Origin of the sequence: Saccharibacillus endophyticus (assembly GCF_013185185.1) — a bacterium.
GTDB lineage: Bacteria > Bacillota > Bacilli > Paenibacillales > Paenibacillaceae > Saccharibacillus > Saccharibacillus endophyticus.
This window is the reverse complement of the sequence record NZ_JAAZWE010000006.1, coordinates 434,345-457,495: the sequence shown is the minus strand read 5'-3', so window position 1 is coordinate 457,495 and position 23,151 is coordinate 434,345. Positions and strand designations below refer to the sequence as shown.

General features: G+C 53.8%; 19 protein-coding genes. 18 read left to right on the top strand and 1 reads right to left on the bottom strand.

The annotated features are described in order from the left end of the window. Positions 1–6 precede the first annotated feature (6 nt). The 14 genes from ruvB to HRQ63_RS21710 all read left to right on the top strand — a co-directional run bounded on the left by ruvB (position 7) and on the right by HRQ63_RS21710 (position 16,628). A complete protein-coding gene (gene ruvB, locus HRQ63_RS21775; protein ID WP_172247249.1) occupies positions 7–1,017 on the top strand; it encodes a Holliday junction branch migration DNA helicase RuvB in 1,011 nt (336 codons plus the stop codon). A gap of 24 nt (positions 1,018–1,041) precedes the next feature. Next, a complete protein-coding gene (locus HRQ63_RS21770; RefSeq protein WP_172247248.1) occupies positions 1,042–3,156 on the top strand; it encodes a SpoIID/LytB domain-containing protein in 2,115 nt (704 codons plus the stop codon). Between the two features lie 7 nt (positions 3,157–3,163). Beyond that, the gene (queA, locus tag HRQ63_RS21765; protein ID WP_172247247.1) at positions 3,164–4,198 is read left to right on the top strand and encodes a tRNA preQ1(34) S-adenosylmethionine ribosyltransferase-isomerase QueA; all 1,035 of its coding nucleotides are present in this window, start codon (positions 3,164–3,166) and stop codon (positions 4,196–4,198) included. Positions 4,199–4,516: 318 nt separating this feature from the next. Then, entirely contained in the window at positions 4,517–5,656 is a 1,140-nt protein-coding gene (gene tgt, locus HRQ63_RS21760) for a tRNA guanosine(34) transglycosylase Tgt (RefSeq protein ID WP_172247246.1), read from the top strand. Between the two features lie 64 nt (positions 5,657–5,720). After that, on the top strand, positions 5,721–6,053 hold the full coding sequence (gene yajC / locus HRQ63_RS21755) for a preprotein translocase subunit YajC (RefSeq protein ID WP_172247245.1): 333 nt from the start codon (positions 5,721–5,723) through the stop codon (positions 6,051–6,053). A 224-nt stretch (positions 6,054–6,277) separates the two neighbouring features. Continuing rightward, positions 6,278–7,594: an ArsB/NhaD family transporter gene (locus tag HRQ63_RS21750; RefSeq protein ID WP_172247244.1), complete on the top strand. Its 1,317-nt coding sequence runs from the start codon at positions 6,278–6,280 to the stop codon at positions 7,592–7,594. 115 nt (positions 7,595–7,709) lie between these two features. Next, complete coding sequence (locus HRQ63_RS21745) at positions 7,710–8,000, top strand: post-transcriptional regulator (protein WP_216674023.1); 291 nt, start codon at positions 7,710–7,712, stop codon at positions 7,998–8,000. 89 nt (positions 8,001–8,089) lie between these two features. Further along, entirely contained in the window at positions 8,090–9,583 is a 1,494-nt protein-coding gene (gene secD, locus HRQ63_RS21740; RefSeq protein WP_172247243.1) for a protein translocase subunit SecD, read from the top strand. Further along, positions 9,573–10,502 carry a protein translocase subunit SecF gene (gene secF, locus HRQ63_RS21735; RefSeq protein ID WP_051507318.1) on the top strand — a complete coding sequence of 310 codons (930 nt, stop codon included), beginning with the start codon at positions 9,573–9,575 and terminating at the stop codon, positions 10,500–10,502. The genes secD and secF overlap by 11 nt, the downstream gene beginning before the upstream one ends. A gap of 138 nt (positions 10,503–10,640) precedes the next feature. Beyond that, complete coding sequence (locus HRQ63_RS21730; protein ID WP_172247242.1) at positions 10,641–11,549, top strand: cation diffusion facilitator family transporter; 909 nt, start codon at positions 10,641–10,643, stop codon at positions 11,547–11,549. A gap of 29 nt (positions 11,550–11,578) precedes the next feature. Continuing rightward, positions 11,579–14,029 (top strand): single-stranded-DNA-specific exonuclease RecJ, encoded by a 2,451-nt coding sequence (gene recJ / locus HRQ63_RS21725; protein WP_172247241.1) that lies wholly within the window; start codon positions 11,579–11,581, stop codon positions 14,027–14,029. Between the two features lie 94 nt (positions 14,030–14,123). Next, on the top strand, positions 14,124–14,636 hold the full coding sequence (locus tag HRQ63_RS21720; protein ID WP_037290317.1) for an adenine phosphoribosyltransferase: 513 nt from the start codon (positions 14,124–14,126) through the stop codon (positions 14,634–14,636). Between the two features lie 268 nt (positions 14,637–14,904). Further along, positions 14,905–15,402 carry a cation:proton antiporter regulatory subunit gene (locus HRQ63_RS21715; RefSeq protein WP_172247240.1) on the top strand — a complete coding sequence of 166 codons (498 nt, stop codon included), beginning with the start codon at positions 14,905–14,907 and terminating at the stop codon, positions 15,400–15,402. Continuing rightward, a complete protein-coding gene (locus HRQ63_RS21710) occupies positions 15,402–16,628 on the top strand; it encodes a cation:proton antiporter (protein ID WP_172247239.1) in 1,227 nt (408 codons plus the stop codon). The genes HRQ63_RS21715 and HRQ63_RS21710 overlap by 1 nt, the downstream gene beginning before the upstream one ends. A gap of 202 nt (positions 16,629–16,830) precedes the next feature. Here HRQ63_RS21710 and uraA read toward each other — a convergent pair whose 3' ends face one another. Beyond that, positions 16,831–18,150 carry a uracil permease gene (gene uraA, locus HRQ63_RS21705; protein WP_172247238.1) on the bottom strand — a complete coding sequence of 440 codons (1,320 nt, stop codon included), beginning with the start codon at positions 18,148–18,150 and terminating at the stop codon, positions 16,831–16,833. 478 nt (positions 18,151–18,628) lie between these two features. Between uraA and HRQ63_RS21700 the strand changes: the two genes are divergently transcribed. The 4 genes from HRQ63_RS21700 (at position 18,629) to HRQ63_RS21685 (ending at position 22,539) form a co-directional block, all read left to right on the top strand. Beyond that, on the top strand, positions 18,629–20,818 hold the full coding sequence (locus HRQ63_RS21700) for a RelA/SpoT family protein (protein WP_172247237.1): 2,190 nt from the start codon (positions 18,629–18,631) through the stop codon (positions 20,816–20,818). A gap of 52 nt (positions 20,819–20,870) precedes the next feature. Continuing rightward, positions 20,871–21,314, top strand: coding sequence for a D-aminoacyl-tRNA deacylase (gene dtd / locus HRQ63_RS21695; RefSeq protein ID WP_172247236.1), 444 nt, complete (start codon positions 20,871–20,873; stop codon positions 21,312–21,314). 151 nt (positions 21,315–21,465) lie between these two features. After that, a complete protein-coding gene (locus HRQ63_RS21690; RefSeq protein ID WP_172247235.1) occupies positions 21,466–21,972 on the top strand; it encodes a type 1 glutamine amidotransferase domain-containing protein in 507 nt (168 codons plus the stop codon). A 114-nt stretch (positions 21,973–22,086) separates the two neighbouring features. Further along, the gene (locus HRQ63_RS21685) at positions 22,087–22,539 is read left to right on the top strand and encodes a hypothetical protein (protein ID WP_172247234.1); all 453 of its coding nucleotides are present in this window, start codon (positions 22,087–22,089) and stop codon (positions 22,537–22,539) included. The last annotated feature ends 612 nt before the right edge of the window (positions 22,540–23,151 follow it).

Here is a 23,151-nt window from a genome sequence, read left to right as displayed (position 1 = left end):
GGATTTATGGAAGACGACCGCATTATATCGGCCAATCTGATGATGGAAGACCAGGCGGTGGAATTGAGTCTGCGTCCCCGCTATTTGTCGGAATACATCGGTCAGAACCAGGTCAAGGAAAATTTGAAGGTGTATATCGAAGCCGCGAAAATGCGGAACGAGGCACTGGATCACGTATTGTTGTACGGTCCTCCGGGACTGGGAAAAACGACGTTGGCGAACATTATCGCCAACGAGCTCGGCGTCAATCTGCGCACGACGTCCGGCCCGGCGATCGAACGTCCGGGCGATCTCGCCGCGCTGCTTACCAATTTGCAAGAAGGCGACGTTTTGTTTATCGACGAAATTCACCGCCTGCATCGAACGGTCGAAGAAGTCATGTATCCGGCGATGGAAGATTCCGCGCTCGATATCATGATCGGCAAGGGGCCGAGCGCCCGTTCGGTGCGTCTCGACCTGCCGCCGTTCACGCTGATCGGCGCGACGACGCGCGCGGGATTGTTGTCGGCTCCGCTGCGCGACCGTTTCGGCGTGGTCAGCAGGCTGGAGTTTTACGGGGTAGAAGAGTTAGCCTTTATCGTAGCTCGCAACGCGGACACGCTCAATGTGGAGATTATCGGAGACGCCGCCGAAGAGATCGCGCTTCGGGCCCGGGGGACTCCGCGCATTGCCAACCGGTTGCTCAAACGCGTACGGGATTTCGCGCAGGTACGGGGAGACGGTATCATTACCCCGGAGATTGCGTCCGAAGCTTTAACCCGCCTTCAAGTCGATCCGAGGGGGCTCGACAGCATCGACCATAAGATGTTGAAAGCGATGATTCAGAATTTCCGCGGCGGTCCGGTCGGACTCGATACGATCGCGGCGACGATCGGCGAGGAAAGCCAGACGATCGAAGACGTTTACGAACCTTACCTGCTGCAAAGCGGGTTTATCCAGCGCACGCCGAGAGGCCGCGTTGTCACTGCCCAGGCCTATTCGCACCTGGGACTGCCGATGCCGGAAGACGGAAAATAATTCGCCTCAAGGAGGAACGCGAGCATGACCAAGCAACGTTCGAACGGAAAGTCCGCCAAATGGGGGAAGCCGCTGCTTGCGGCCGCCGTCGCTTTTTCGTTTTTGCCGCTTCATACGCCCGCTCACGCGGCGGAAGCGGACAATACGGTACGCGTAGGACTGTTTTTGAATTTGGGCAGCACGTATAAACAGACGACGGACAAGATTACGCTGACGCCGGAACAAGCGGTCGCGGTCGGGCAAAAGACGGACGCCGGCTATATCAAGTGGTTTTCGACTTCTCCCGGAGCGGCTTCTTCGTTCGCTTTGGGCGGCCCCCGCGTCAAACTCGGGGAAAGCGGCGACCTTAAAGCCGTCTCCGCACTGGCATCCAAACTGAAGTCGGGATCCGACAAACTGTCCGTGTACAAGATCGTTCGCAACGGTCAGGACCTCTACCAGTTATATGCCGGGCCTTACGCGAGCGACAAGGCGGCATCCGATGCGGCGGCTCGCCTGAACGCGAACGCTTCAGTCAAAGCGGTAAGCGGATTGGCTCCGGCGGCCGTCGGAACGCTGTCGCTGAATGCGGGCAGCTACGGCACGCAGGCCGCGGCGGCCGGTGCTTTGCAAAAAGTGCTGGATGCCGGAGTCGACGGCGTTCTGCGCGTTTCTTCCGTCAACGGCAAAGTTTCGTACAGCGTGCAGGTCGGAGAAGCGAATAACGCTTCCGCGCTGGACGCGTTGAAAGTTTCGCTGGCCGGTAAGCTGCCGGGCATCGCGTTATCCGTTTCCGACGGTGTTTCCGCTTCGGCCGCCGTTCGCAGCGAGGCGACGGCCGACCTGAACAACGGCACGACGGTGCCTTCTTACGTATTGTCGCTCGGCCAGCAGGATCGGATCTGGATCGACGGTGCGGCGGACAAAGGCATCCGCGTCGAAGAGCGCTCGAAGCGTTCGTACCGGGGCGATCTGGAAATCGGGGTGTACGGCGGACAACTGTATCTGGTGAACGAGCTGCCGATGGAGCAGTACCTGTATTCCGTCGTCGGCTCCGAAGTTCCGGCTTCTTGGCCGGAAGAGTCGCTGAAGGCGCAAGCGGTCGCCGCGCGCAGCTACGCAACCGTGCAGACGCAAACGGCAACCAAGTTCAAAGTCGCCGACGTTGTCGATTCGACGTTGAGCCAGGCTTATAACGGAGTGGGTTCCGAAAGCAAATCGGTCAACGCCGCGGTCGACGCGACGTCCGGCGAGATTTTGGAACAAGGAGGCAAAGCGGTCGAAGCTCTGTTCTCTTCCAATGCGGGCGGCGTAACGTCCGACCCGACGGAAGTATGGAACAGCGGCGGAAGCAATCTGTTTTCCAGCGTGGCTTCCCAATCCGACAGCGCGGCAGCGGCCAACTTGAAAAAGTGGTACCACGTGGCGCTGGCGAACGGAACGATCGGCTACGTACGCGAGGATAACGTGAAGGACAAAGGAACGGATGCCACCGGCTTCCGTAAAATGACCGTGACGGCACAGAGCACCAAGGTCCGTCCGTTGCCGTTGATCCAAAGCAGCGTATCCGAATTGTCGAAAATGAATCCCGGCGATGAAGCACTTGTACTGGAAGTCGTGAGCGAGTCCAACACCTATGAATGGATTCGCGGACCGTATACGTCTTCCCAGCTGCTGACTTCGCTCAAAGGTCGTACGACGACAAAACTGCCTGCGACCATTCAGAGTATTCAGATCAGCCAACGCGGCCCTTCGGGTCGTGCGACCGAACTTAAAATCAACGGATTCAAGATCGACGTGAAATATCCGGATATGTTCCGTTCCGCGCTTAGCGGCCTGCCGAGTACGTTGTTCGATGTGGTGTCGGCGGATGCTTATACGGTAATCACGAACGCCACGGCGTCCAAAGGAGGACTGTCTGCGGCCAGGCTTACGATCGGCGCGTCTTCGCACGCAAACGCATTGAGCCGCAGCCTTGCTTCGGTCGGCACGAACACCTCCGCCGTTTCTTCCGGCACCGGGTTCTTCTTCGTCGGACGCGGAAACGGACACGGACTTGGGTTGTCGCAATGGGGAGCCAAAGGACTTGCCGACGAGGGCGAGACATACGAAGATATTTTGCTGCATTATTACAATAACGTAGAACTGATTAAGGACTGAAGACTCCATGAATGTAGAAGATTACGATTTTGAATTGCCTGAACGATTGATTGCCCAGACTCCGCTTGCGGAGCGTACGTCCTCCCGTTTGCTCACGTTGAACAAGCAAACGGGAGCGACCGAGCACTTGCATTTTTACGACATCTTGGATAAGCTGAACGCCGGCGATACGTTGATTCTCAACGATACCCGCGTCATGCCGGCGCGTCTGCACGGCGTTAAACCGGAGACCGGTGCCCGCGTGGAACTGCTATTGCTCAAAAACATTGAAGGCGATCGTTGGGAGACATTAGCGAAGCCCGGCAAAAAAGTAAAAACCGGCGCTGTCCTGCGTTTCGGCGACGAGCTTGAAGCCGTGGTACTCGAAGAAGGCGACATGGGCGCGCGCATTATCGAGTTCCGCTACGAAGGCATTTTCCAAGAGATTCTCGATCGTCTCGGCGAAATGCCGCTGCCGCCTTACATCAAAGAGCGGCTGGACGATCGCGAGCGCTATCAGACCGTTTATGCCAAGCACGAAGGCTCCGCCGCAGCGCCGACGGCAGGTCTGCATTTTACCGACGAGTTGCTGCAAAAGCTGCAAGATAAAGGCGTGGATATCGGCTTCGTCACCTTGCACGTGGGACTCGGCACCTTCCGTCCGGTCTCGGTAGAAAACGTCGAGGAACACGTCATGCACGAAGAGTATTACGAGCTTCCCGCCGAAACCGCGGAGCTGATCAACCGCACCCGCGAACGCGGCGGCCGGATCGTATCCGTCGGCACCACGTCGACCCGCACGCTCGAATCCGCGGCCAGACGCACCATGGACGAACACGGCCGTCTCGGCGCGGACAGCGGCTGGACCCAGATCTTCCTGTATCCCGGCGAAGACCTCAAAATCGTCGATGCCCTGATCACCAATTTCCACCTGCCGAAGTCGACCCTAGTCATGCTCGTCAGCGCCCTGGCCGGCCGCGACAACGTCCTGGCCGCCTACCGCGAAGCCGTAGAACGCGAATACCGCTTCTTCAGCTTCGGGGACGCGATGTTTATTTATTGAGAGTTGGAATATTGATCGATTAGTTATCTTTTGATTTTTAATCTAAGAGCGTAAGCTTCATGAAAGCTTCTGAGAAAATCCTGTCCTGCTGAGCGAAGCAAAAGTGCGGAGGGAGAAATTCAGTGAAATATAGGTTTTCAAAGAAAACCTAAGGTAACACACGTAAAGTGTTGGCCTTTGAACTCGGAAAATTCCTTGTTTAAATTCCATCCATTTTCCGAGTGAGACAGCGTCTTGAACGAATTTCTCCAGCAGCACCGCCCTTTAGCCACAAAACGAACAGGATCTACTCCTATTTTCTTGCAAAGGAACGATCCAATGACATCCGCTATTCGCTACGAACATATCAAAACCTGTAAACAGTCCGGCGCGCGCCTCGGCCTGGTCCACACGCCGCACGGCGTAATCGAGACCCCGACCTTCATGCCGGTCGGTACCCTCGCCACCGTCAAAACGATGAGCCCTGAAGAGCTCAAACAAATGAATGCCCAGATCATCCTGAGCAACACCTATCACCTGTTCCTCCGCCCGGGACACGAAATCATTCGCGAAGCCGGCGGCCTGCACAAATTCATGAACTGGGATCGTCCGATCTTGACCGACAGCGGCGGCTTCCAAGTATTCAGCCTGGCTGAAATGCGCAAGATCACCGAAGAAGGCGTAAACTTCCGTTCCCACCTCAACGGAGACAAGCTGTTCCTGTCGCCGGAAGTGGCGATGGAAATCCAAAACGCGCTGGGATCGGATATCATGATGGCTTTCGACGAATGTCCGCCTTACCCGGCCGAGCATGCTTACCTCAAACGCTCGCTTGAACGTACGTCGAGATGGGCGGAGCGCTGCCTGAAAGCTCACGCGCGCCCGGAAGATCAAGGATTGTTCGCAATCGTGCAGGGCGGCATGCATGAAGACCTGCGTCGTCAGAGCGCGGCTGATTTGACTTCGATGGATTTCCCGGGGTATGCTATTGGTGGACTGAGTGTGGGAGAACCGAAGCATCTGATGTATGAAGTGCTGGAGTATACAGTACCGCTGCTCCCGGCGAACAAGCCCCGCTATTTGATGGGCGTAGGTTCTCCGGATGCTCTGCTCGAAGGCGCCATTCGCGGAGTCGATATGTTCGACTGCGTGCTGCCAACGCGCATTGCGCGTAACGGAACGACGATGACAAGCCAGGGCCGGGTGGTTGTACGCAATGCCCAGTACGCGAGAGACTTCGGTCCTCTCGATCCGAACTGCGATTGCTATACCTGCCGGAACTATTCCCGGGCGTACCTGCGTCACCTGATCAAGGCTGACGAGACGTTCGGCCTCCGGCTGACCACTTATCACAATCTCCACTTCCTGCTCAACTTGATGAGCGGCGTCCGTCAGGCTATCCGCGAGGATCGCTTGCTTGATTTCCGCGACGAATTCTTTGAGCAGTATGGCATGCACGCCAACAGCAACGGGTTCTAAGCTGCCCCACGGGTCCGGTACGAGGACTTTCGTACGGCCATTCGCATAATAAGGGGGATTAACGATGTTTCAAGCTGCAACGCTTACAGCTGCTCCTGCCGGCGGCGGCGGAATCATTATGACGATCATTCCGTTCGTGTTCATGATCGCCATTTTCTATTTCCTGCTGATTCGCCCGCAACAAAAGAAACAAAAACAACGTAATGCTATGCTCGGACAGCTTAAAAAAGGCGACAAGGTCGTCACGATCGGTGGTCTGCACGGTACAATCCTGGAGATTACGAACGATGTAGCTGTTCTGCGCGTAAATGATGTTACAAAAATGACGTTCGACCGCAGCGCAATCAGCCATGTTACAACGGCAGGCAGCTCCGACGTCAGCCTCGACAAGAAGTAAGACGAATGAAGGAAGCGCCGACGGAGGTGAATTGCCGCGGCCTTGCAAGCAAGCTGCCGCCGAACGGGTTATCTCCGTTCTTCGGCAGCTTCTTTTTTCCTGCTTATTAGGGCGTGTTTTAAAGGGTTTACCGAAACATTTGCCGCTAATGGCACTCTACATAATTAGGACGAGTTTGCGTACGCGCCCTATCTTAAGGGGATCTGTTGAAAGGAAGTGACTGCATGATTTCCGCAATCGATACCGCATTTTGGCCGGTCTATACGGCAGCAGCCGTATTTGCGATCGTCTATGTGCTGGTCGTAACGGAAAAAATAAACGGAGGATGGGCCGCGATCATCGGAGCGCTGGCACTGTTAGTGCTCGGAATTGTCGACTGGAACGCGGCATTGTCGCATCATATCGCACTCAATACGCTGCTGCTTTTGGTAGGGATGATGATTACGGCCGCAGCGGTCGATCGCAGTGGAATCGTCCATTTTACAGCTTTGCGAATCGTACAAACGGTATCTGGCAGCCTGCCTGCCGTACTTGTCGTCGTGACGCTGATCGCGGCACTGACATCGGCAATATTGGGCAGCGGTCCGGCCTTATTATTGTTGGCCCCCTTGATTTTGCGGATCGGGCGAACCTTGCGAATCGGCCCGGTTCCTTTTCTGATCATGAGCGTCATCGCTTGCAATCTGGGCGGAATGACAACCTTGGCTGGAAGCGTGCCGAATATGATGATCGGCACGGCCGCGGATATGGATACACGCGCTTTTGCAGCTCATTTGTTACAGCCGGCATTGATTTTGCTTATTGTACATGTTGCTCTGCTCATGCTGATCTTCCGCCGGGAGATGAAGGGAAACGGGGATCGCAAAACGGAACTTGCATCGCTTAATCCTTCGAGCTATCTGACAAACCGTTCTCAGGCACTGTTGTCGATCGGCGTGCTGATCTTGTTGATTGCGGGTTTGATTTGGCATGACCGATTCAATATGGGCAGCGGCACTGTGGCTATCGCGGCGGGGCTATTGATGCTTGCCGTCAATGTGCGCTCAGGGGACGAACTTCGGCAAATTCGGGATCGGATGGATTTCAAAACGCTTGGCGTGCTGGTTGGATTCTATGTGCTGGCAGGCGGTCTTGTGGAAACGGGCATTACCGGAGAAATCGCGACGAAACTCCTGGAGTTAACCAATGAGAACAAGACATTGACGGCACTCGTCCTGTTTGCCGTTTCGGGATTGTTTTCCGCGGTATTGGACCCTGTCCCGCTGATTGCGGCTTCCATTCCATTGATCCAGACCATCGGCTTGCAGATGGAAGTCGTTCGCCCGGCGGATCTCCAAGGACTTTGGTGGGCATTGGCGTTGGGTAGCGGAATCGGTTCAAGCGGAACGCTGGCAGGTTCGGTCGCGGGGGTATTGGCTGCCGGATTAGCGCAAAAAGAAGGCTATCGCTTTTCTTATTTGTCGTATCTGATTGTGGCATTTCCGTTAACTTTGCTTGCATTGGCAGCCGGAGGCTGGTATCTGTACGTGAATATTTTATAATTGGCCGGCTTTTGCCCGAGGTATGGAATGGGCGGCAGGAATGAAGCCCGTTGCGTCGAATGAACAACAAAGTCGGAATGCTGGGGTTGTGCGTTCACGGAGAAAGGGGCAGGTCATGGCGGCAGAAGAGAAGTGGGAAGGGCAGGAACCGATAGGAGAAGAGCTTGCCGGAGAAGAATTGACTGAAGCCGTGATCGAACTTTGTCGTCGCAAAGCGGATGAATTTCATTTTCTCGGCTATGAGCACACGACCTGGGAAGACGTGTGGCAGTGCGTGAACGGCAAGTATGCAGGGAGACAGGATCCGCCCTTGCATCGCATCGTAAACGACATTCTGACGCTGCGTGCGGACGGGATGATGAACTACCTCACTCTTGCGGCGCTGAAAGAGGCTCCCTTTTCCTAAAGGAGGGCCTTTCTTTTTGCTTCATTGACTCCATTTTACGGCGTCGCTATAATGGGAATATTGAGAAAAAAGGGGGAACCAGAAACGGCATGAAGAGAATTGTCAGTTTCATTGTTATTGTGCTCGTCTCAATCGGGGTCATGATTTGGAGCACGCCCAACCTGTTGAATTCAGTCAGATTGGGACTGGATTTAAAGGGAGGCTTCGAGATCCTGTACGAGGCGTCGCCAATGACGGGCGGAACAGAAGTCACCCGAGAATCCCTGACCGAGACGGCCAAGAGTCTCGAAAAACGCGTAGACGCCATTGGGGGAAGCGAGCCGGAGATCACTACCGAAGGCGCCAACCGGATTCGTCTTAGAATCGCGGGCGTCACCGACGAAACGGCCGTAAGGGAACGTATCAAAGAACCCGCTAACCTGACGTTCCGCAGTCTGGGTAACTCTTCGGAAGAAAGTACGACGGACGACGCCGGCACTGCAACCGAGGACGAAACGGCTGTGGAAAATCCGGATTCGACCAGCGGGGCAGGCAGCACGGATGCGGCAACAAGTACGGACGGAGCCGCAGTCGAAGATTCGTCCGACGGCGCGGCGGCAACCGACGAAGCAACCGAAGCAGCAGGAACGGATAGCGGCACGACCGGTACTGACGAAGCAGCGGGTACCGATGCCGAAGCGACGCCGTCGGATCCATATCAAGGGTTCGACAAAATCGAGCTGACCGGCGAAGATTTCAAGCCTAACGGCGCTTCCGTTCAGTACGACTCGCTCAACAATCCGATGATTTCGATCGAATTGAACGATGCGAGCAAGTTTGCGGACGTGACGGGTCGTTTGATCGGCCAGCCGATGGCGATTTTCCTTGATGACGAAATGTTGTCTGCACCGACCGTGCAGCAGCGCATCACAGGCGGAACCGCTCAAATTACAGGCGACTTCACGCGGGAAGAAGCGCAAAATTTGCGCGACACCATCAATCTCGGCGCGTTGCCGCTGCAGTTGACCGAGAAATATTCGCAAAGCGTCGGTGCAACCTTGGGACAACAGTCGCTTGACCAGACGCTGCGCGCCGGTATCATCGGCTCCATCATCATTTTGATCTTCATGGTATTCATGTATCGGGTGCCAGGATTGATCGCGGCATTCTGTCTGCTTATCCATACCTGGGGAACGATCCTGATCTTCAATTGGGCGGGCATTACGCTGACCCTGCCGGGGATCGCGGCGTTTATACTGGGTATAGGCATGGCGGTCGACGCCAATATCATTACCTCGGAACGGATCAAAGAAGAGATTCGAAGCGGTAAAAGCATCTTGTCGGCTTTCCGTTCCGGCAGCAAGAGTTCGTTCCGTACCGTCATGGATGCTCAGATCACGACTCTGATTGCCGGGGCCGTCATGTTCTGGCTGGGTACGGGGTCGGTTCGCGGATTCGCGTTGGTTCTGATGATTGATATTGTGACCAGTATCATCACGAACGTCTTCTTGTCGCGTTACCTGCTCTCCCTGCTGGTTAAAGCAAAGTCCTTGAAAAAACCGGCGTATTTCGGAGTGAAGGGAAGTGAAATTCGTGAGCTCTAAGAACCCATCCTCAAGCTCGAAGTGGGATTTCAATTTTATCAAAGCCAGTAAGTATTTTTACGGATTTTCGATTCTGATCACATTGGCAGGCATTATCTGCCTTTCAATCTTCGGATTGAACTACGGCGTTGATTTCCGCTCGGGCTCGAACGTGGATATTTCCGTATCCAAGGTCGTGACGCAAGCGGACGTTCAAAAAGTACTGGTTGATGCGAAACTTGATCAGGAAGCCAATATTACGGCGGGCAACGACCGAGTCAATATTCGTTTTCCGGAAGTCTTGACTGATGCGCAGGCACAGTCCCTTCAATCGACGTTCAACAGCCAAATCGACAACAACGCATCGTACGAGATTAATACGGTGGACACCGAGATCGCTAAAGAACTGGAGCGAAATGCGCTTCTGGCGATAATTGTCGCAAGCATCGGCATCGTCATTTACGTCACAATCCGATTCGAATGGCGTTTCGCTTTGTCGGCTGTCGTTGCCCTTCTGCATGACGCTTTTCTCGTAATCAGCGTGTTCTCGATTTTACGACTCGAAGTTAATTTGACCTTCATTGTCGCGATCTTGACCATCATCGGTTTCTCGATCAACGATACGATCGTAATCTTCGACCGAGTTCGCGAGAATCTGCGTTTCGCCAAAAAGCAAACGCACGCCGATCTTGAAGATGTCGTGAACAAGAGTATCTCTCAAACGATGACCCGCTCGCTCGGTACGGTATTTACCGTATTCATCGCGGCTTTCGCTCTGCTCATCTTGGGCAGCGAATCGATTCGCATGTTTTCTCTGGCCATGGTTATCGGCTTGCTGTTCGGCGCTTACTCGTCGATCTTTATCGCAAGCCCGTTGTGGCTGGCGCTCAGAAACAAAAAGAAGCCGTCCGCGGCCCAACCGTCCAAAGCGACGAATTAATATCCTTACGGCTTGGTGCTTGTCTTGCGCTGCATGCAAAGCTGGGTGTGAGACAAGTACAAGCAGCCGTAGAGCCGCGTCCCGAATTCGAGGCGCGGCTTTTATGATTTTGGGATCGAATACGAGAGGGGAATCATTATGACGGTCCGTCAACAAGATAGCGGGAATTCTACAGGTTGGACCGATGCCTGCCTGCTTGGTTTTACGGCGCTGGTTAAAGGAGTCGGCGGCTGGTTCGGAGGAAGTCAGGCTCTGCTTACCGATGCATTGAATTCGGTAGCGGACGCAGTGCGCGGTACGCGAAGTCCTCGCCATTCTTCCTTATGGATCAAAATACTGCTGGCGGCGTTAGTGCTTGTAGGTGCAATCGAAGCTTCTATTTCCGCAATCGGGCAGTTAATGAACGGACCCGGTCAAACACTGAACGGTTGGGCGGTTGCTGCCTTTTCCGTAGCGGTGGTCATTGGAGAAGGCTTGTTTGTTTGGGGTTATCGCCGTCGGCTCCGGCAGGACCGCGAAGCAGCGATCCGATATGCGGCAGAGCATCGAATTTCCCTTTATGCGTCCATGCTCGTAGCGGCGGGAATGGCTTTGTCGGTTGCCGGAAGCGGTTTTGATATTCCTTTGTTTGCTTATGCCGACCCGGCTGCCTCTTTGTTGGTGGCGATCCTTGTTATCGTGAAGGCGCTGCGCCTGATGTCATCGTTTTTCGAGTCTTCGTCGCAGAAAGGTGCCGGACTCAAAATGGTTGATCCTAAGCCTTTTATCGAGACCGTCCAGCGCATTCAAGGCGTGATCGAAGTTCGGGAGTTAAAAGCACAGGAATCGCTTGAAACGGTTACGGTCGAGCTGGTGTTAAGCGTCAATCCCCGAATGACGGTCAAGGAAGCCGAGGAGATCGCCCAACGATCCCGAGATCTGTTGATGCATCGCTTTGTACGGGTTGTAGATGTTCGCGTGCGTGTTGAACCTTATCATGCGGGATATCCTTATAAATCGAACGAAGAGCTTCCCGAAAGCGGCGAGCAGCCGACGATTGTTCAATAAATTACGTTTTTTAAAAGGCAGGTGAGCTTGTGCTTCATTCCCGATATCAATGGAAAATCGCAAGTCCGAAGCAGGTAACCGTGGAGCAGCTAAGTGATGACATGGGCGTGTCCCCGCTGCTGGCCTCCTTGCTGGTAAACCGTGGCTATGCCACATCCGATGCGGCCTCCGATTTTTTGAACGGAGACGAGAGTTTGGATGGGCTGCATGATCCGTTTCTGCTGCATGGGATGGATGTTGCCGTACAACGCATCCGAACGGCGCTTGAGCGGAAAGAGCGGATTTGGGTGTACGGAGACTATGACGCGGACGGCGTATCCAGCACAGCGCTTATGATCCGTTTGCTGACTGTATTGGAAGCGGACTTCGGCACCTATATCCCGCATCGCTCGAAAGAAGGATACGGCTTGCATCGTCATGCGATCGACCAGGCAGCAGCCGAAGGCGTCAAGTTGATTGTTACGGTCGACACGGGCATCAGTGCCGTAGACCAGATCGCCTATGCGTCATCGCTCGGAATCGATACGGTCGTAACCGATCACCACGAGCCTCCGGCTGTATTGCCCCAAGCAGTAGCTCTCGTCAATCCTAAGCTTTCCATGTGCAGTTATCCATTCAAAGGGTTGGCGGGCGTGGGCGTTGCTTTCAAATTGTCTCATGCTCTGTTGGGGCGGCCGCCGGAAGAATGGTTGGATCTTGCTGCTATCGGCACAGTCGCGGATTTGATGCCCCTTACAGGCGAAAACCGCTTGTTGGTCGCTAGAGGGATTGAACGTATGCGTCTGCACCCATCGCTCGGCATCAAAGAATTGCTGGCTATAGCGGGCAGCCAACCGGAACAGCTGAATTCGATAGGAATCGCTTTCGCTATTGCTCCGCGCATCAATGCCAGCGGCAGACTGGATCATGCCAACCGCGCGGTTGATCTGCTGATTACCGATGAACAAGACCGTGCGGAGCATCTGGCTTCGGTGTTGGATCTGCTGAACAAAGACCGGCAAAAGAACGTGGAAGATATCGTCAGCGAAGCGGTCGTCATGCTGGAAAACAAGATTGCGGCCGCTGAAGGGTCGATTCCCGACGTGATCGTATTGGCCGGAGAAGGCTGGAATGTCGGCGTTGTCGGTATTGTCGCTTCCAAAATTCTTGAGCGCTATTACCGTCCGACGATTATACTGGGCATTGACGCGGAAAAAGGAACCTGCAAAGGATCGGCGCGCTCGATTCCTGACTTTGATATCTATGAAGCGCTATTGTCGGTCGAAGATACGATGCAGCATTTCGGAGGTCACCCTTCTGCAGCCGGTATGAGTTTGCTGCGAGAACGTCTCGAAGATTTCGAACGCGGATTGAATGATCACGCAGCCGAAAAGCTACTGCCGGAGCATTTGGTTCCCGTCATCGAAGCCGAGACCGAATGTTCGCTGGCGGATATCCCGATTCCCGTCATCGAAGACCTGGATCGCATGGCTCCGTTCGGCATGAGCAACCCGACTCCGCAATTGGTGTTCCGGAATGTAAAGCTTCAACGCGTACTCACGATGGGCAAGACGAATACGCATTTGAAACTGGTCGTCGAACAAGAGGGTTGCGTCGTTGAAGCGGTCGCTTTCGGAAAAGGAGCATTGGCCGAGTATCTGAGCGAAGGAGATCGGTTGGATCTGCTTGCGGAACCGAGCATCAATGAATGGAGAGGGAGCCGCAAACCCCAGTTGATGGTCCGCGATCTGGCGCTGCCGGCTTTTCAGGTGTTTGATCGGCGAGCTCCGGAAGCTTCGGCAGAAGATGTCGAACGCTTCCGCAAAAAGTCCGAAAACGTGTTGGCGTGCGAGCCGAGCCAGGTTGCAATCGCCTTAAATAAAACGACACTAAAAGTTTCGCAGAAGACTCTGGCGCAACTGCCGCTTTGGCTGTATGATGAATATTCCGGGATTCAAGGAACGGAAAGCAGGCAGCAGCATGCGGAGCCGGCCGAAACGCGTACATTGTTCGTTTTGGATATTCCGGATACCGCTGCGCAATTGGACAAGCTGTTGGCCGAATTCCCTTCGCTGGAAAACATGGTTCTTTTGTATCCGGCAAGCGGGCCTTCGGCGCAGCGCTTGAGCGAGCCAAGCCGCGAACGGATCAAGACGATCTATGTAGAGCTTCGCCGCGCTGCGGCAGATCAGGTGAGCGAGGAACAATTGGTTCGACATTTGTCCCGCGCTTCCGGTTGCTCCATTCGCATGATTCGCATGACTCTTGAAGTATTTGAGGAGTTGCAATTCATCATTCGAGACGGAGCCATGATTGCCGCGAATCCGACTCCGCCTAAAGCGGCTTTGGATTCGGCTTCCGCTTATCGCAAATTGCAGGAAGCGGAAGCCGTGGAGCGCATGATGCTGGGTCCGGGAGAAGATCTCGGAACTTGGCTTGCAGAGCGTCTACAGGCCGTTCGAGCCGGAAATGCGGACGCGGCTTTTTCGTTGACAAGGTAACGTGGAATAGGGTGCGTTGTCTTCGCCGTTTGGCGAGGCAACGCTGTTTCTTCTGTAAAACCATCCGGGAAACAAGACTTAGGAGGAGATTTATTTGGATTTTAATCAGCATATTCGCGTCATTCCCGATTTTCCGAAACCGGGGATCAGCTTCAAAGACATCACGACGCTGCTCGGCAACGGGCCGGCTTACCGCGAAGCGATCGACGCATTGAAAAAGCAAGTCGAACATTTGAAAATCGATCTGATCGCGGGACCGGAAGCACGCGGTTTCGTTGTTGGCGCGCCTTTGGCTTATGCATTGGGCGTCGGTTTCATTCCGATTCGCAAAACCGGCAAGCTGCCGTACAAAACGATCGAAGTCGAATACGAACTCGAATACGGAACCGATAAACTGGCGATGCATATCGATGCGGTAAAAGAAGGACAAAACGTTCTGATCGCAGACGATTTGCTGGCGACCGGGGGTACGATCGCCACTTCCGTCGAGCTGGTTCGTCAGCTTGGAGGCAACGTGGTCGGCGCTGCTTTCCTGATCGAACTGGAAGAACTGAACGGCCGCAGCCGTCTGGATAATGTCGAAGTCTTCAACCTGATCAAAGGCTGAGTCGAAAGTCGATATGAGTTAATGAGCCGGAATAAAAACCCGTTATTTGACATCCCGAGAAGTAAGCGGGAGCAAATGACGGGTTTTTCGCTGTTTCGAAGCCTTTTTCGCCAAAAGAGAGAAAAAAGAACGAAAAAAAGCGTTTTTTTTGAAACCCTTTGCGAACCGGTACGTATTACGTAGGGAGACTCAGCGGAGGAGCCTCTATTCGTATTGGCTTCGTACTGCATCGGGAGTCCGAATTTTCAGAGTTAAGGAGGGGGATAAAATGTCCGTAATAAGAGAGACCGACCTTCCGGGGATCGGGCGCAAGTTCCTGATCGACACGGAAGAAGGAGATCGCGTCATCGTGATTTTGCACGAAGACGGCAAGCGCGAACTGTTTTGCCCATCGCCGGAGGAGCCGGAAGAGTTGATGCGCGTCATGACGATGACCGATACCGAAGCTCGTCAGCTCGGCGGCATCGTGGGCGGCATGAACTACCAGCCGACGGCGCTCGAGAAAGTCGAGCATACGCTGGATCAATTGTCGATCGAATGGTATAAGCTCAAAAAAGGCATCAAAGCGATCGGTCGTTCGATCGGCGAGTTGAAAATCCGCGAAAACACCGGAACTGTCGTCATTGCGTCGATCGATACGATGCATAAGCAAACCGTAAGTCCGGGACCGGAATATGTGTTGACCGAAGGGATGACTTTGGTACTGGCCGGCGAACGGCAAAACATTCAGAAGTTGAAAAGGATCTTGGAAGTAGGTGAGGCTTGATGGACCATATGGTATTCGAAGTCGGGATCGCAGTGCTTCTTATTGCACTCGCCGGGTTCCTCTCCGCTAAACTTCGCTTTTCCGTAGTTCCTTTCTACATCCTCGCAGGTATGGCTGTCGGACCGCATGCGCCGCATTTCGGTCTGATTGACCTTCGATTTATCGAAAGTGCGGAACTGATCAACTTCATGGGTCGTCTTGGCGTAATCTTTCTGCTGTTCTATCTGGGTCTTGAGTTCTCGGTCGGTCGTCTGGCAAAAGCCGGAAAGTCGATCGCGATCGGCGGCTCTATCTATATCGGGATCAACTTTACCTTGGGACTGCTGTTCGGTCTCGTATGCGGATTCCCGATTCTGGAAACGCTCGTGATTGCCGGCGTGACCACGATCTCGTCCAGCGCCATTGTCGCGAAAGTACTCGTTGACCTGAGACGCACGGCCAACCCGGAAACGGAAATGATTCTGGGCATCATCATGTTCGAAGACGTATTCCTGGCTGTTTACCTCTCCATCTTGTCCGGTCTTCTGCTCAGCGGAGCGACTACGCTCGGCGGCGTGCTGCTTTCGGCGGGAATCGCGCTCGGTTACATGCTGCTCGTCCTCATTGTCGGCAGACTGCTTATCCCGGTCTTGAACAAGATCTTGGGCGTTTCTTCGAACGAAATCTTTTTAACGACCGTTTTCGCCATGTTGTTCATCGTAGCGGGTTTCTCCGAGACGATTCACGTAGCGGAAGCCATCGGCGCATTATTGGTCGGTCTGGTATTGGCCGAGACCAAGCATATGCATCGGATCGAAAAAGCGATCCTGCCTTTCCGTGATTTCTTCGGAGCGTTGTTCTTCTTCAGCTTCGGTCTGACGATTGATCCGCTCAGTCTTAAAGGCAATGCGGTATGGCTTGCGATCGGTGCCGTTATTCTTACGATTATCGGAAACTATACGGCAGGCATGTTGGCCGGACGCAGCGGAAAGCTTTCTCCGAAAGCTTCCTCGAATGTCGGTCTCACCATCGTTTCGCGCGGCGAATTCTCTATCATTATGGCGAACCTCGGTGCAGCAGGCGGACTGATGGCGATTCTTCAACCTTTTGCGGCAATCTATGTCTTGATTCTGGCCGTGCTTGGACCTTTCTTGACCAAGGAATCGGCTATGGTGCATAAATTCGTGACCAAAATCGTTCCGGCAAAATGGATGAGTCCGAAAACCGGAGGCGACAAGCTGCAATAATAGGCTTGGTTGCATCAATGATTCAGTAACACAGGAATTATTTTCCTATAACATGGAGCGGCAGTGGCTGTTCTCCGGTACTCCGTATCATGGGAAAATAACTCGTGCAGCAAGAATGCCGTTTTATGACGGTCAAAAAAGAAAAGGCCGTGCGCTCTTCTTCGGAAGAGACGCACGGCCTTTTTGGCAAGTTTGAGCGGAATCAGATATCCGGCGTTTTTGTTTCGGTTTCGATTTCTTCCGGTTCGTTCGAGAGTCCGAACATCTGAATCAGACGGAAGATCAGATTGACGAGAATGCCGACAATCGTAGCGAGCGCCATGCCTTTCAGCGAAACTTGGCCGATCGTTAGCGTAATGCCGCTAAGACCCGTACCCAGAATGACTGCGGCAAGCAGCATATTGACCGATTTGGAGAAATCGACTTTTTGCTCGACGAAGATGCGCAGGCCGGACACCGCGATAACGCCGAACAGCAGCAGCGATACGCCGCCCATGACCGGGCCCGGAATATTGGCGACCGCCGCGGAGAACGTGCCGGAGAACGACAGCAGAATCGCGATAACCGCCGCTCCGCCGACAACGAATACGGAGTAGACTCTAGTCAGCGCCATGACGCCGATGTTTTCGCCGTACGTCGTGTTGGGCGTAGAACCGACGAAACCGGACAATACCGTGGATACCCCGTTACCGAGCAGCGAGCGATGCAGGCCCGGATCTTTCGACAAGTCTTTTCCGACGATATTGCTTGTCACAAGCAGGTGGCCGACGTGTTCGACGATGACGACGAGCGCGGCAGGCAAAATCATCAGAATCGCCGCGATATCCCAAGTCGGCGCGGAGAAGTCCGGCCAGGACAGGAAGCTTGCCTCGGCTACGGCTGCCGTGTTGACTTCGCCCATGAAGTAAGCCACGATATAGCCGACGGCGATCCCGATCAAGATATGGATGATTTTTGGGAAACCGCGGAACAGCACGGCGCCCAATACCGTAACGGCCAACGTGACGATCGAAATGATAATGGCATTGGAACTGTAGGTGACGACTCCGGTAGTTGCGTCTGTCGTGCCCAGCAGACCTGCGAGATTCGCGGCAACCGGCAGCAGCTCCAGGCCGATGAGCGCGACGATGCAGCCCATGACGACCGGCGGGAACATAAAGTCGATCCAACGGGTGCCGGCAATTTTGACGATTCCGGCCACGATGATGAACACGACGCCGATCACAATGAATGCGCCTAGCGCTTTCGAATAGTTGTCCATGTTGCCCGGCGTGACGAGAACAGCGCCTACCGGAACGAGAAACGCGAAGCTGGATCCCAGATAAGCCGGAATTTTACCTTTGCAAATCAGGATGTAGAGCAAAGTGCCGATCCCGTTCATCAACAGGATCACGCTTGGGTCCACCCCGAACAGATTCGGGACGAGGACGGTGCTGCCGAACATGGCGAACAAATGCTGCAAGCTGAGAAGCAGGCCGGGGCCGAACGCCGGTCTTTCATTCACTTGAATTTCACGCTGCAAAGATTCTCACTCCTTAAGGGCATAGGTTGGAGCCGCTCCATTAGGCGTGGAGGAAGCGGCTCTGGATCGGATGAGAAAAACGGGTGGAAGGCGGTAGTGCACCGAGGCCGAAGCAGCCAAATCCGTACGCGCTTGATCATCTTAGCTAGATTACAGACAATTTTGTTTTTTTTCAATAACATTTTCGTGGAAACTCGCAATAACTTTCGGATTTAGGCGATTTAATGTTCGAAACGGAAAGTTGAATGCAAACCGTGAGCTTTTCATGAAGAAAGCAACAATTTCCTTGCACGCATTGACGGGGGTTAGCCTAAAAGGCATAATGAAAGGAAAACCGTTCATACAATCGCTTAACGCGAGATTGTTTTGTCTTTTTGCCCGGAAGGGTCGAAGACGAAATGTACCTCATCTACACGCCTGAATGCGAATTTCGCGGACAGGCTTCATTTTCTTATAGAAAGGAATCGGAAAGGACTCAATGGGCATTGAACGATTACTTGAAAAGGCGTCCGTTTACATCCGAGAGTCGGACCTTCCGCGCATCCGGGAAGCCTACGAATTCGCTGATAAGGCTCATTTTGGCCAAGTCCGAAAGTCCGGCGAGCCGTATATCCTGCATCCGCTGGCGGTTGCAGATATTGTCGTGGGCATGCAGATGGACACGACGTCCATCGAAGCGGCTTTGCTGCACGATGTAGTCGAGGACACGACCGTTTCGCTGGAGGAGATCCGCGAGCACTTCGGCGAGACTTGCGCAATGCTCGTCGACGGGCTGACCAAGCTCGAGCGCATCAAATTCCGTTCCAAAGAAGAACAACAAAACGAGAACTACCGCAAAATGTTTATCGCGATGGCTCAAGATATCCGCGTCATTGTCATCAAGCTGGCGGACCGGCTGCACAATATGCGTACGCTCAAGCATCAATCGGAAGAAGGACAGCGGCGGATCGCGTACGAGACGTTGGAGATTTTCTGTCCGGTGGCCGATCGTCTCGGTATTTCGGCGATCAAGTGGGAGATGGAAGATATCGCGCTGCGTTATCTGAATCCTCAGCAGTATTATCGAATCGCCAATCTGATGCATAAAAAGCGCGCCGAGCGCGAGCAGTTTATTTCCGACGTCATCGGCCGTATTCGCGAAAAGCTTGAAGAGATGGGCGTCGAAGCCGATCTGTCAGGACGTCCGAAGCATATTTACAGCGTTTATAAAAAGATGACGAACAAAAATAAGCAGTTCAACGAAATTTATGACCTGCTGGCGATTCGCGTGCTGGTCGACAATGTCAAAGATTGTTACGCGACTTTGGGAATTATCCACACGCTGTGGAAGCCGATGCCGGGTCGTTTCAAAGACTATATCGCGATGCCGAAAGCCAATATGTATCAGTCGCTGCACACGACCGTCGTCGGCCCTAACGGCGAACCGACCGAAGTGCAAATTCGCACTTGGGACATGCACCGCACGGCCGAATTCGGTATCGCGGCGCACTGGGCGTACAAAGAAGGCACGACGGCGACGGGCAGCGGGATCGAGAACAAGATGCCGTTTTTCAAAGAAATCATCGAACTGCAAAACGAAGCGAAAGACGCGTCCGAATTCGTCGAATCGCTTAAGATGGATTTCTTCTCCGACCTTGTGTTCGTGTTCACGCCGAAAGGACAGGTGATCGAGCTGCCTGCCGGATCGGGACCGCTTGATTTCGCTTACCGCATCCATACGGAAATCGGTAACCGGACGATCGGTTCGAAGGTGAACGGTCGGATCGTGCCGCTGGATCACAAGCTGAAAACGGGCGATATCGTGGAAATCCTGACCTCCAAGCATTCGTACGGACCGAGTCAGGACTGGGTGAAAATTGCCCAATCGTCGCATGCGCGCAGCAAGATCAAGCAGTGGTTCAAAAAGGAACGCCGCGAAGAGAACGTCGAGAAAGGCCGGGAAGGACTGGAGCGCGAGATCAAAAAGCTCGGGCTGGAAGTATCCGAATGGCTGACCGACGACAAGTTGCTCGAAGTCGCGAACAAGTTTGCTTTTAACGATACCGAAGACATGCTGTCGGCTATCGGCTTCAACGGCATCACCGCTTCGCAGGTCATTACCCGTTTAACGGAAAAATGGCGCCGCGAGCAGGAAGAAAACAGCAACCATCTGGAGCTGACGAACGAAGTCCGCGAAGTGAAAGCCGCTCCGGCCGATAAGGATAAAAAGCGTCCGACCAACGGCGTCAAAGTTAAGGGAGCGAGCAACCTGTTGGTTCGTTTTGCCCGCTGTTGCAACCCGGTTCCGGGAGACGAGATCGTCGGTTATATTACCCGCGGTCGCGGCGTCTCCGTACACCGCGCCGACTGTACCAATATCCCTGGATCGGGTGACGGCCAAGAAGCAGCGCGCGTGATCGAGGTGGAGTGGGAAGATGCCGTGGAGTCCAACTTCAGCGTCGATATCGAGATTACGGGCCTTGATCGCCGGGATTTCCTGAACGAAGTGCTGCAAGCCGTCTCCGAGAGCAAGACCAATATGACTGCCGTTTCCGGACGTGCGGACAAGAACAAAATGGCTTTGGTGCATATTACGATCCTGATTCGCAACACCGAACATTTGCAGTCGGTGGTCGAGCGGATCAAACGGGTACGGGACGTGTATACGGTACACCGGATTATGCAATAAAGGGCGCTGAGCACGTCGCTGCGCCCGGTTAGAAAAGGAGCTTTGTTTGCCTATGCGGATAGTGATTCAACGCTGCAAGTCGGCCTCGGTGGATGTGGAAGGACGTACGGTCGGCAGCATCGGCCGCGGCCTTGCCATTCTCGTCGGAGTAACCGAAGGCGATACCGAAAAAGACGCGTCCTATCTGGCCGATAAAGCGGCCGGACTGCGTATTTTCGAAGACGAAGCCGGCAAAATGAACCACAGCGTCGAGGACGTGGGCGGGGCCATTTTGTCCGTATCGCAGTTCACCTTGTACGGAGACTGCCGCAAAGGACGACGTCCAAACTTTATGGCGGCCGCCCGTCCTGAGCCTGCATCGGCCTTGTACGAAGTCTTCAACGAGACGCTTCGCGCCCGCGGATTAAACGTCGAAACGGGCGTGTTCGGAGCTATGATGGACGTGTCGCTGGTTAACTGGGGACCCGTCACGCTGATCATCGACAGCAAGGATTAAAGCAAGATCAACCGCTTCGGCTGCCTACGGGCAGCGCCGAAGCGGTTTTTGTTTTTGCGGCGGCTTGGTGTTAGAAGTGCAAGAAGGCAGGGTAATAAGAAAGCGAGAACGGATCACATCACGGATCCAGCAGAGAGGAGTTCTGAACGATATGAGTAAAATCGCGTTTTTGCTAGCCGACGAGTTCGAAGATTCCGAAATGCAGGTACCTTACGACGAGGTGAAAAAAGCCGGCCATACGGCGGAGATCATCGGATTGAAAGCCGGGCAAACGGTAAAAGGCAAGCTTGGCAAAGCTGAATATACGACGGAAAAAGCGATCTCCGAAGCCAAAGCGTCGGACTACGATGCCGTTGTTATTCCTGGAGGTTCTTCGCCGGAAAATCTGCGCTTGGACGAGAATGTGCTGCAATTCGTCAAAGACGTCAATGCTTCCAAAAAACCGATCGCGTCCATCTGTCACGGACCGCAAATCCTGGCAAGCGCCGATCTGCTCAAAGGACGCACGATTACTTCGTATCCGCCTTTGCAGGACGACATGGTGAATGCGGGCGCTCGCTTCAAAGACGAAGAAGTGGTTGTAGACGGCAACTTCATCACTTCCCGTACGCCGGAAGACGAGCCAGCGTTCGTGCGCGAACTGTTAAAAGCTTTGTAAACGAAGGTCCGCGAAGTCGGCTCAGCCGACTTCGCTTCCCTATAAACTTCACGGTTCAGGCACAATGGCAATACATGCAATACATGAACGTCCAATACAAAGGAGGGAATTACGATGTCGAAACATATCCAAGCCTATTTCAGAACGGAAAGCGAAGCGGAAGGCGCACGAATGAGTTTGATGACCTTTACTACGGAGCAGCTTGAAGTCGGGGAACTCCAAGGAGCGGTAGGCTTCGGCGGAGATCGCGGCGGCCGCGTCGTCGTGCCTTTGGTACCGCTCTCCGGAGCGAACAACACGACCTACACGGGCGGAACTGCCGCTGCGGGCGGAGCAGGAAGCATGATCGGCGATCAGGCCGTACCGGTACCTCCTCCGAGCGATAGCAGCGCGGTAGGTGGACGTCCGATCGACAAGGACGATGTAATGGACGTGAATGAGAACGCTTCCGATGCGGATCTTCGCGATTTGACGTATACCCTTTCTGTGAAAGTCAAAGACGAAGATTATGCGGCAGTCGTACGCAAGCTGCGCAATAACAACGGTTACGTACACGTTTACGATTGATAAAAGACACTTGTAATGCAATTGTAATCTTAGATTCACATTCCTTTAACAAGCAATCGTTATAGTAAAGGCATGACCCCCTTAGATATATTTGGAACGACTCGCGGCAGCAGCCTGCGGGTCTTTTTTTTGCTTTTCGTGAAAAGACTTCATGTTACGTTTGCGCAAACGGTTGACTTTAGTCATGTACTTGATTACAATCATAAAATATAACAAACGCGGTGAGCCTTTTCGTACCGGAGCGGGCGGATTGATTTACGGCGAATATCACGATTCGATGACGGGAAAAAGTAATTCGGATATCAAAGCGCACAAGAGAGGAATTCCGTGGCTGGAAGAATTCCGCGTGGCGGCCGAACCAAAGACCTCCCCGAGAACGTACGGCGAACGACGGAAAAAGGGCCAGGCTTATCGCTCTGGTGATCCTTTTTGGAGTTCAAGTAGCCGATGCGCGAAATAGACGGGCGTTAACCGTCGTTCAATGAAGCGGGTTTGCGCTTCTCTCGATCTTGCCGTTCAGGCTGTTCCGTGTTCGAGAGGCGTTCCCGAAATGTGGGTGGCACCACGGGAGATTCGTAGTTACGGTCCCTCGTCCCTGTACTATGCGTAATA

Excerpts from the sequence above, each read along its gene's own strand:
- ruvB (WP_172247249.1), top strand. The coding sequence starts at position 7 with ATGGAAGACGACCGCATTATATCGGCCAATCTGATGATGGAAGACCAG.
- HRQ63_RS21770 (WP_172247248.1), top strand. The coding sequence starts at position 1,042 with ATGACCAAGCAACGTTCGAACGGAAAGTCCGCCAAATGGGGGAAGCCG.
- queA (WP_172247247.1), top strand. The coding sequence starts at position 3,164 with ATGAATGTAGAAGATTACGATTTTGAATTGCCTGAACGATTGATTGCC.
- tgt (WP_172247246.1), top strand. The coding sequence starts at position 4,517 with ATGACATCCGCTATTCGCTACGAACATATCAAAACCTGTAAACAGTCC.
- yajC (WP_172247245.1), top strand. The coding sequence starts at position 5,721 with ATGTTTCAAGCTGCAACGCTTACAGCTGCTCCTGCCGGCGGCGGCGGA.
- HRQ63_RS21750 (WP_172247244.1), top strand. The coding sequence starts at position 6,278 with ATGATTTCCGCAATCGATACCGCATTTTGGCCGGTCTATACGGCAGCA.
- HRQ63_RS21745 (WP_216674023.1), top strand. The coding sequence starts at position 7,710 with ATGGCGGCAGAAGAGAAGTGGGAAGGGCAGGAACCGATAGGAGAAGAG.
- secD (WP_172247243.1), top strand. The coding sequence starts at position 8,090 with ATGAAGAGAATTGTCAGTTTCATTGTTATTGTGCTCGTCTCAATCGGG.
- HRQ63_RS21730 (WP_172247242.1), top strand. The coding sequence starts at position 10,641 with ATGACGGTCCGTCAACAAGATAGCGGGAATTCTACAGGTTGGACCGAT.
- HRQ63_RS21715 (WP_172247240.1), top strand. The coding sequence starts at position 14,905 with ATGTCCGTAATAAGAGAGACCGACCTTCCGGGGATCGGGCGCAAGTTC.
- HRQ63_RS21710 (WP_172247239.1), top strand. The coding sequence starts at position 15,402 with ATGGACCATATGGTATTCGAAGTCGGGATCGCAGTGCTTCTTATTGCA.
- HRQ63_RS21700 (WP_172247237.1), top strand. The coding sequence starts at position 18,629 with ATGGGCATTGAACGATTACTTGAAAAGGCGTCCGTTTACATCCGAGAG.
- dtd (WP_172247236.1), top strand. The coding sequence starts at position 20,871 with ATGCGGATAGTGATTCAACGCTGCAAGTCGGCCTCGGTGGATGTGGAA.
- HRQ63_RS21690 (WP_172247235.1), top strand. The coding sequence starts at position 21,466 with ATGAGTAAAATCGCGTTTTTGCTAGCCGACGAGTTCGAAGATTCCGAA.
- HRQ63_RS21685 (WP_172247234.1), top strand. The coding sequence starts at position 22,087 with ATGTCGAAACATATCCAAGCCTATTTCAGAACGGAAAGCGAAGCGGAA.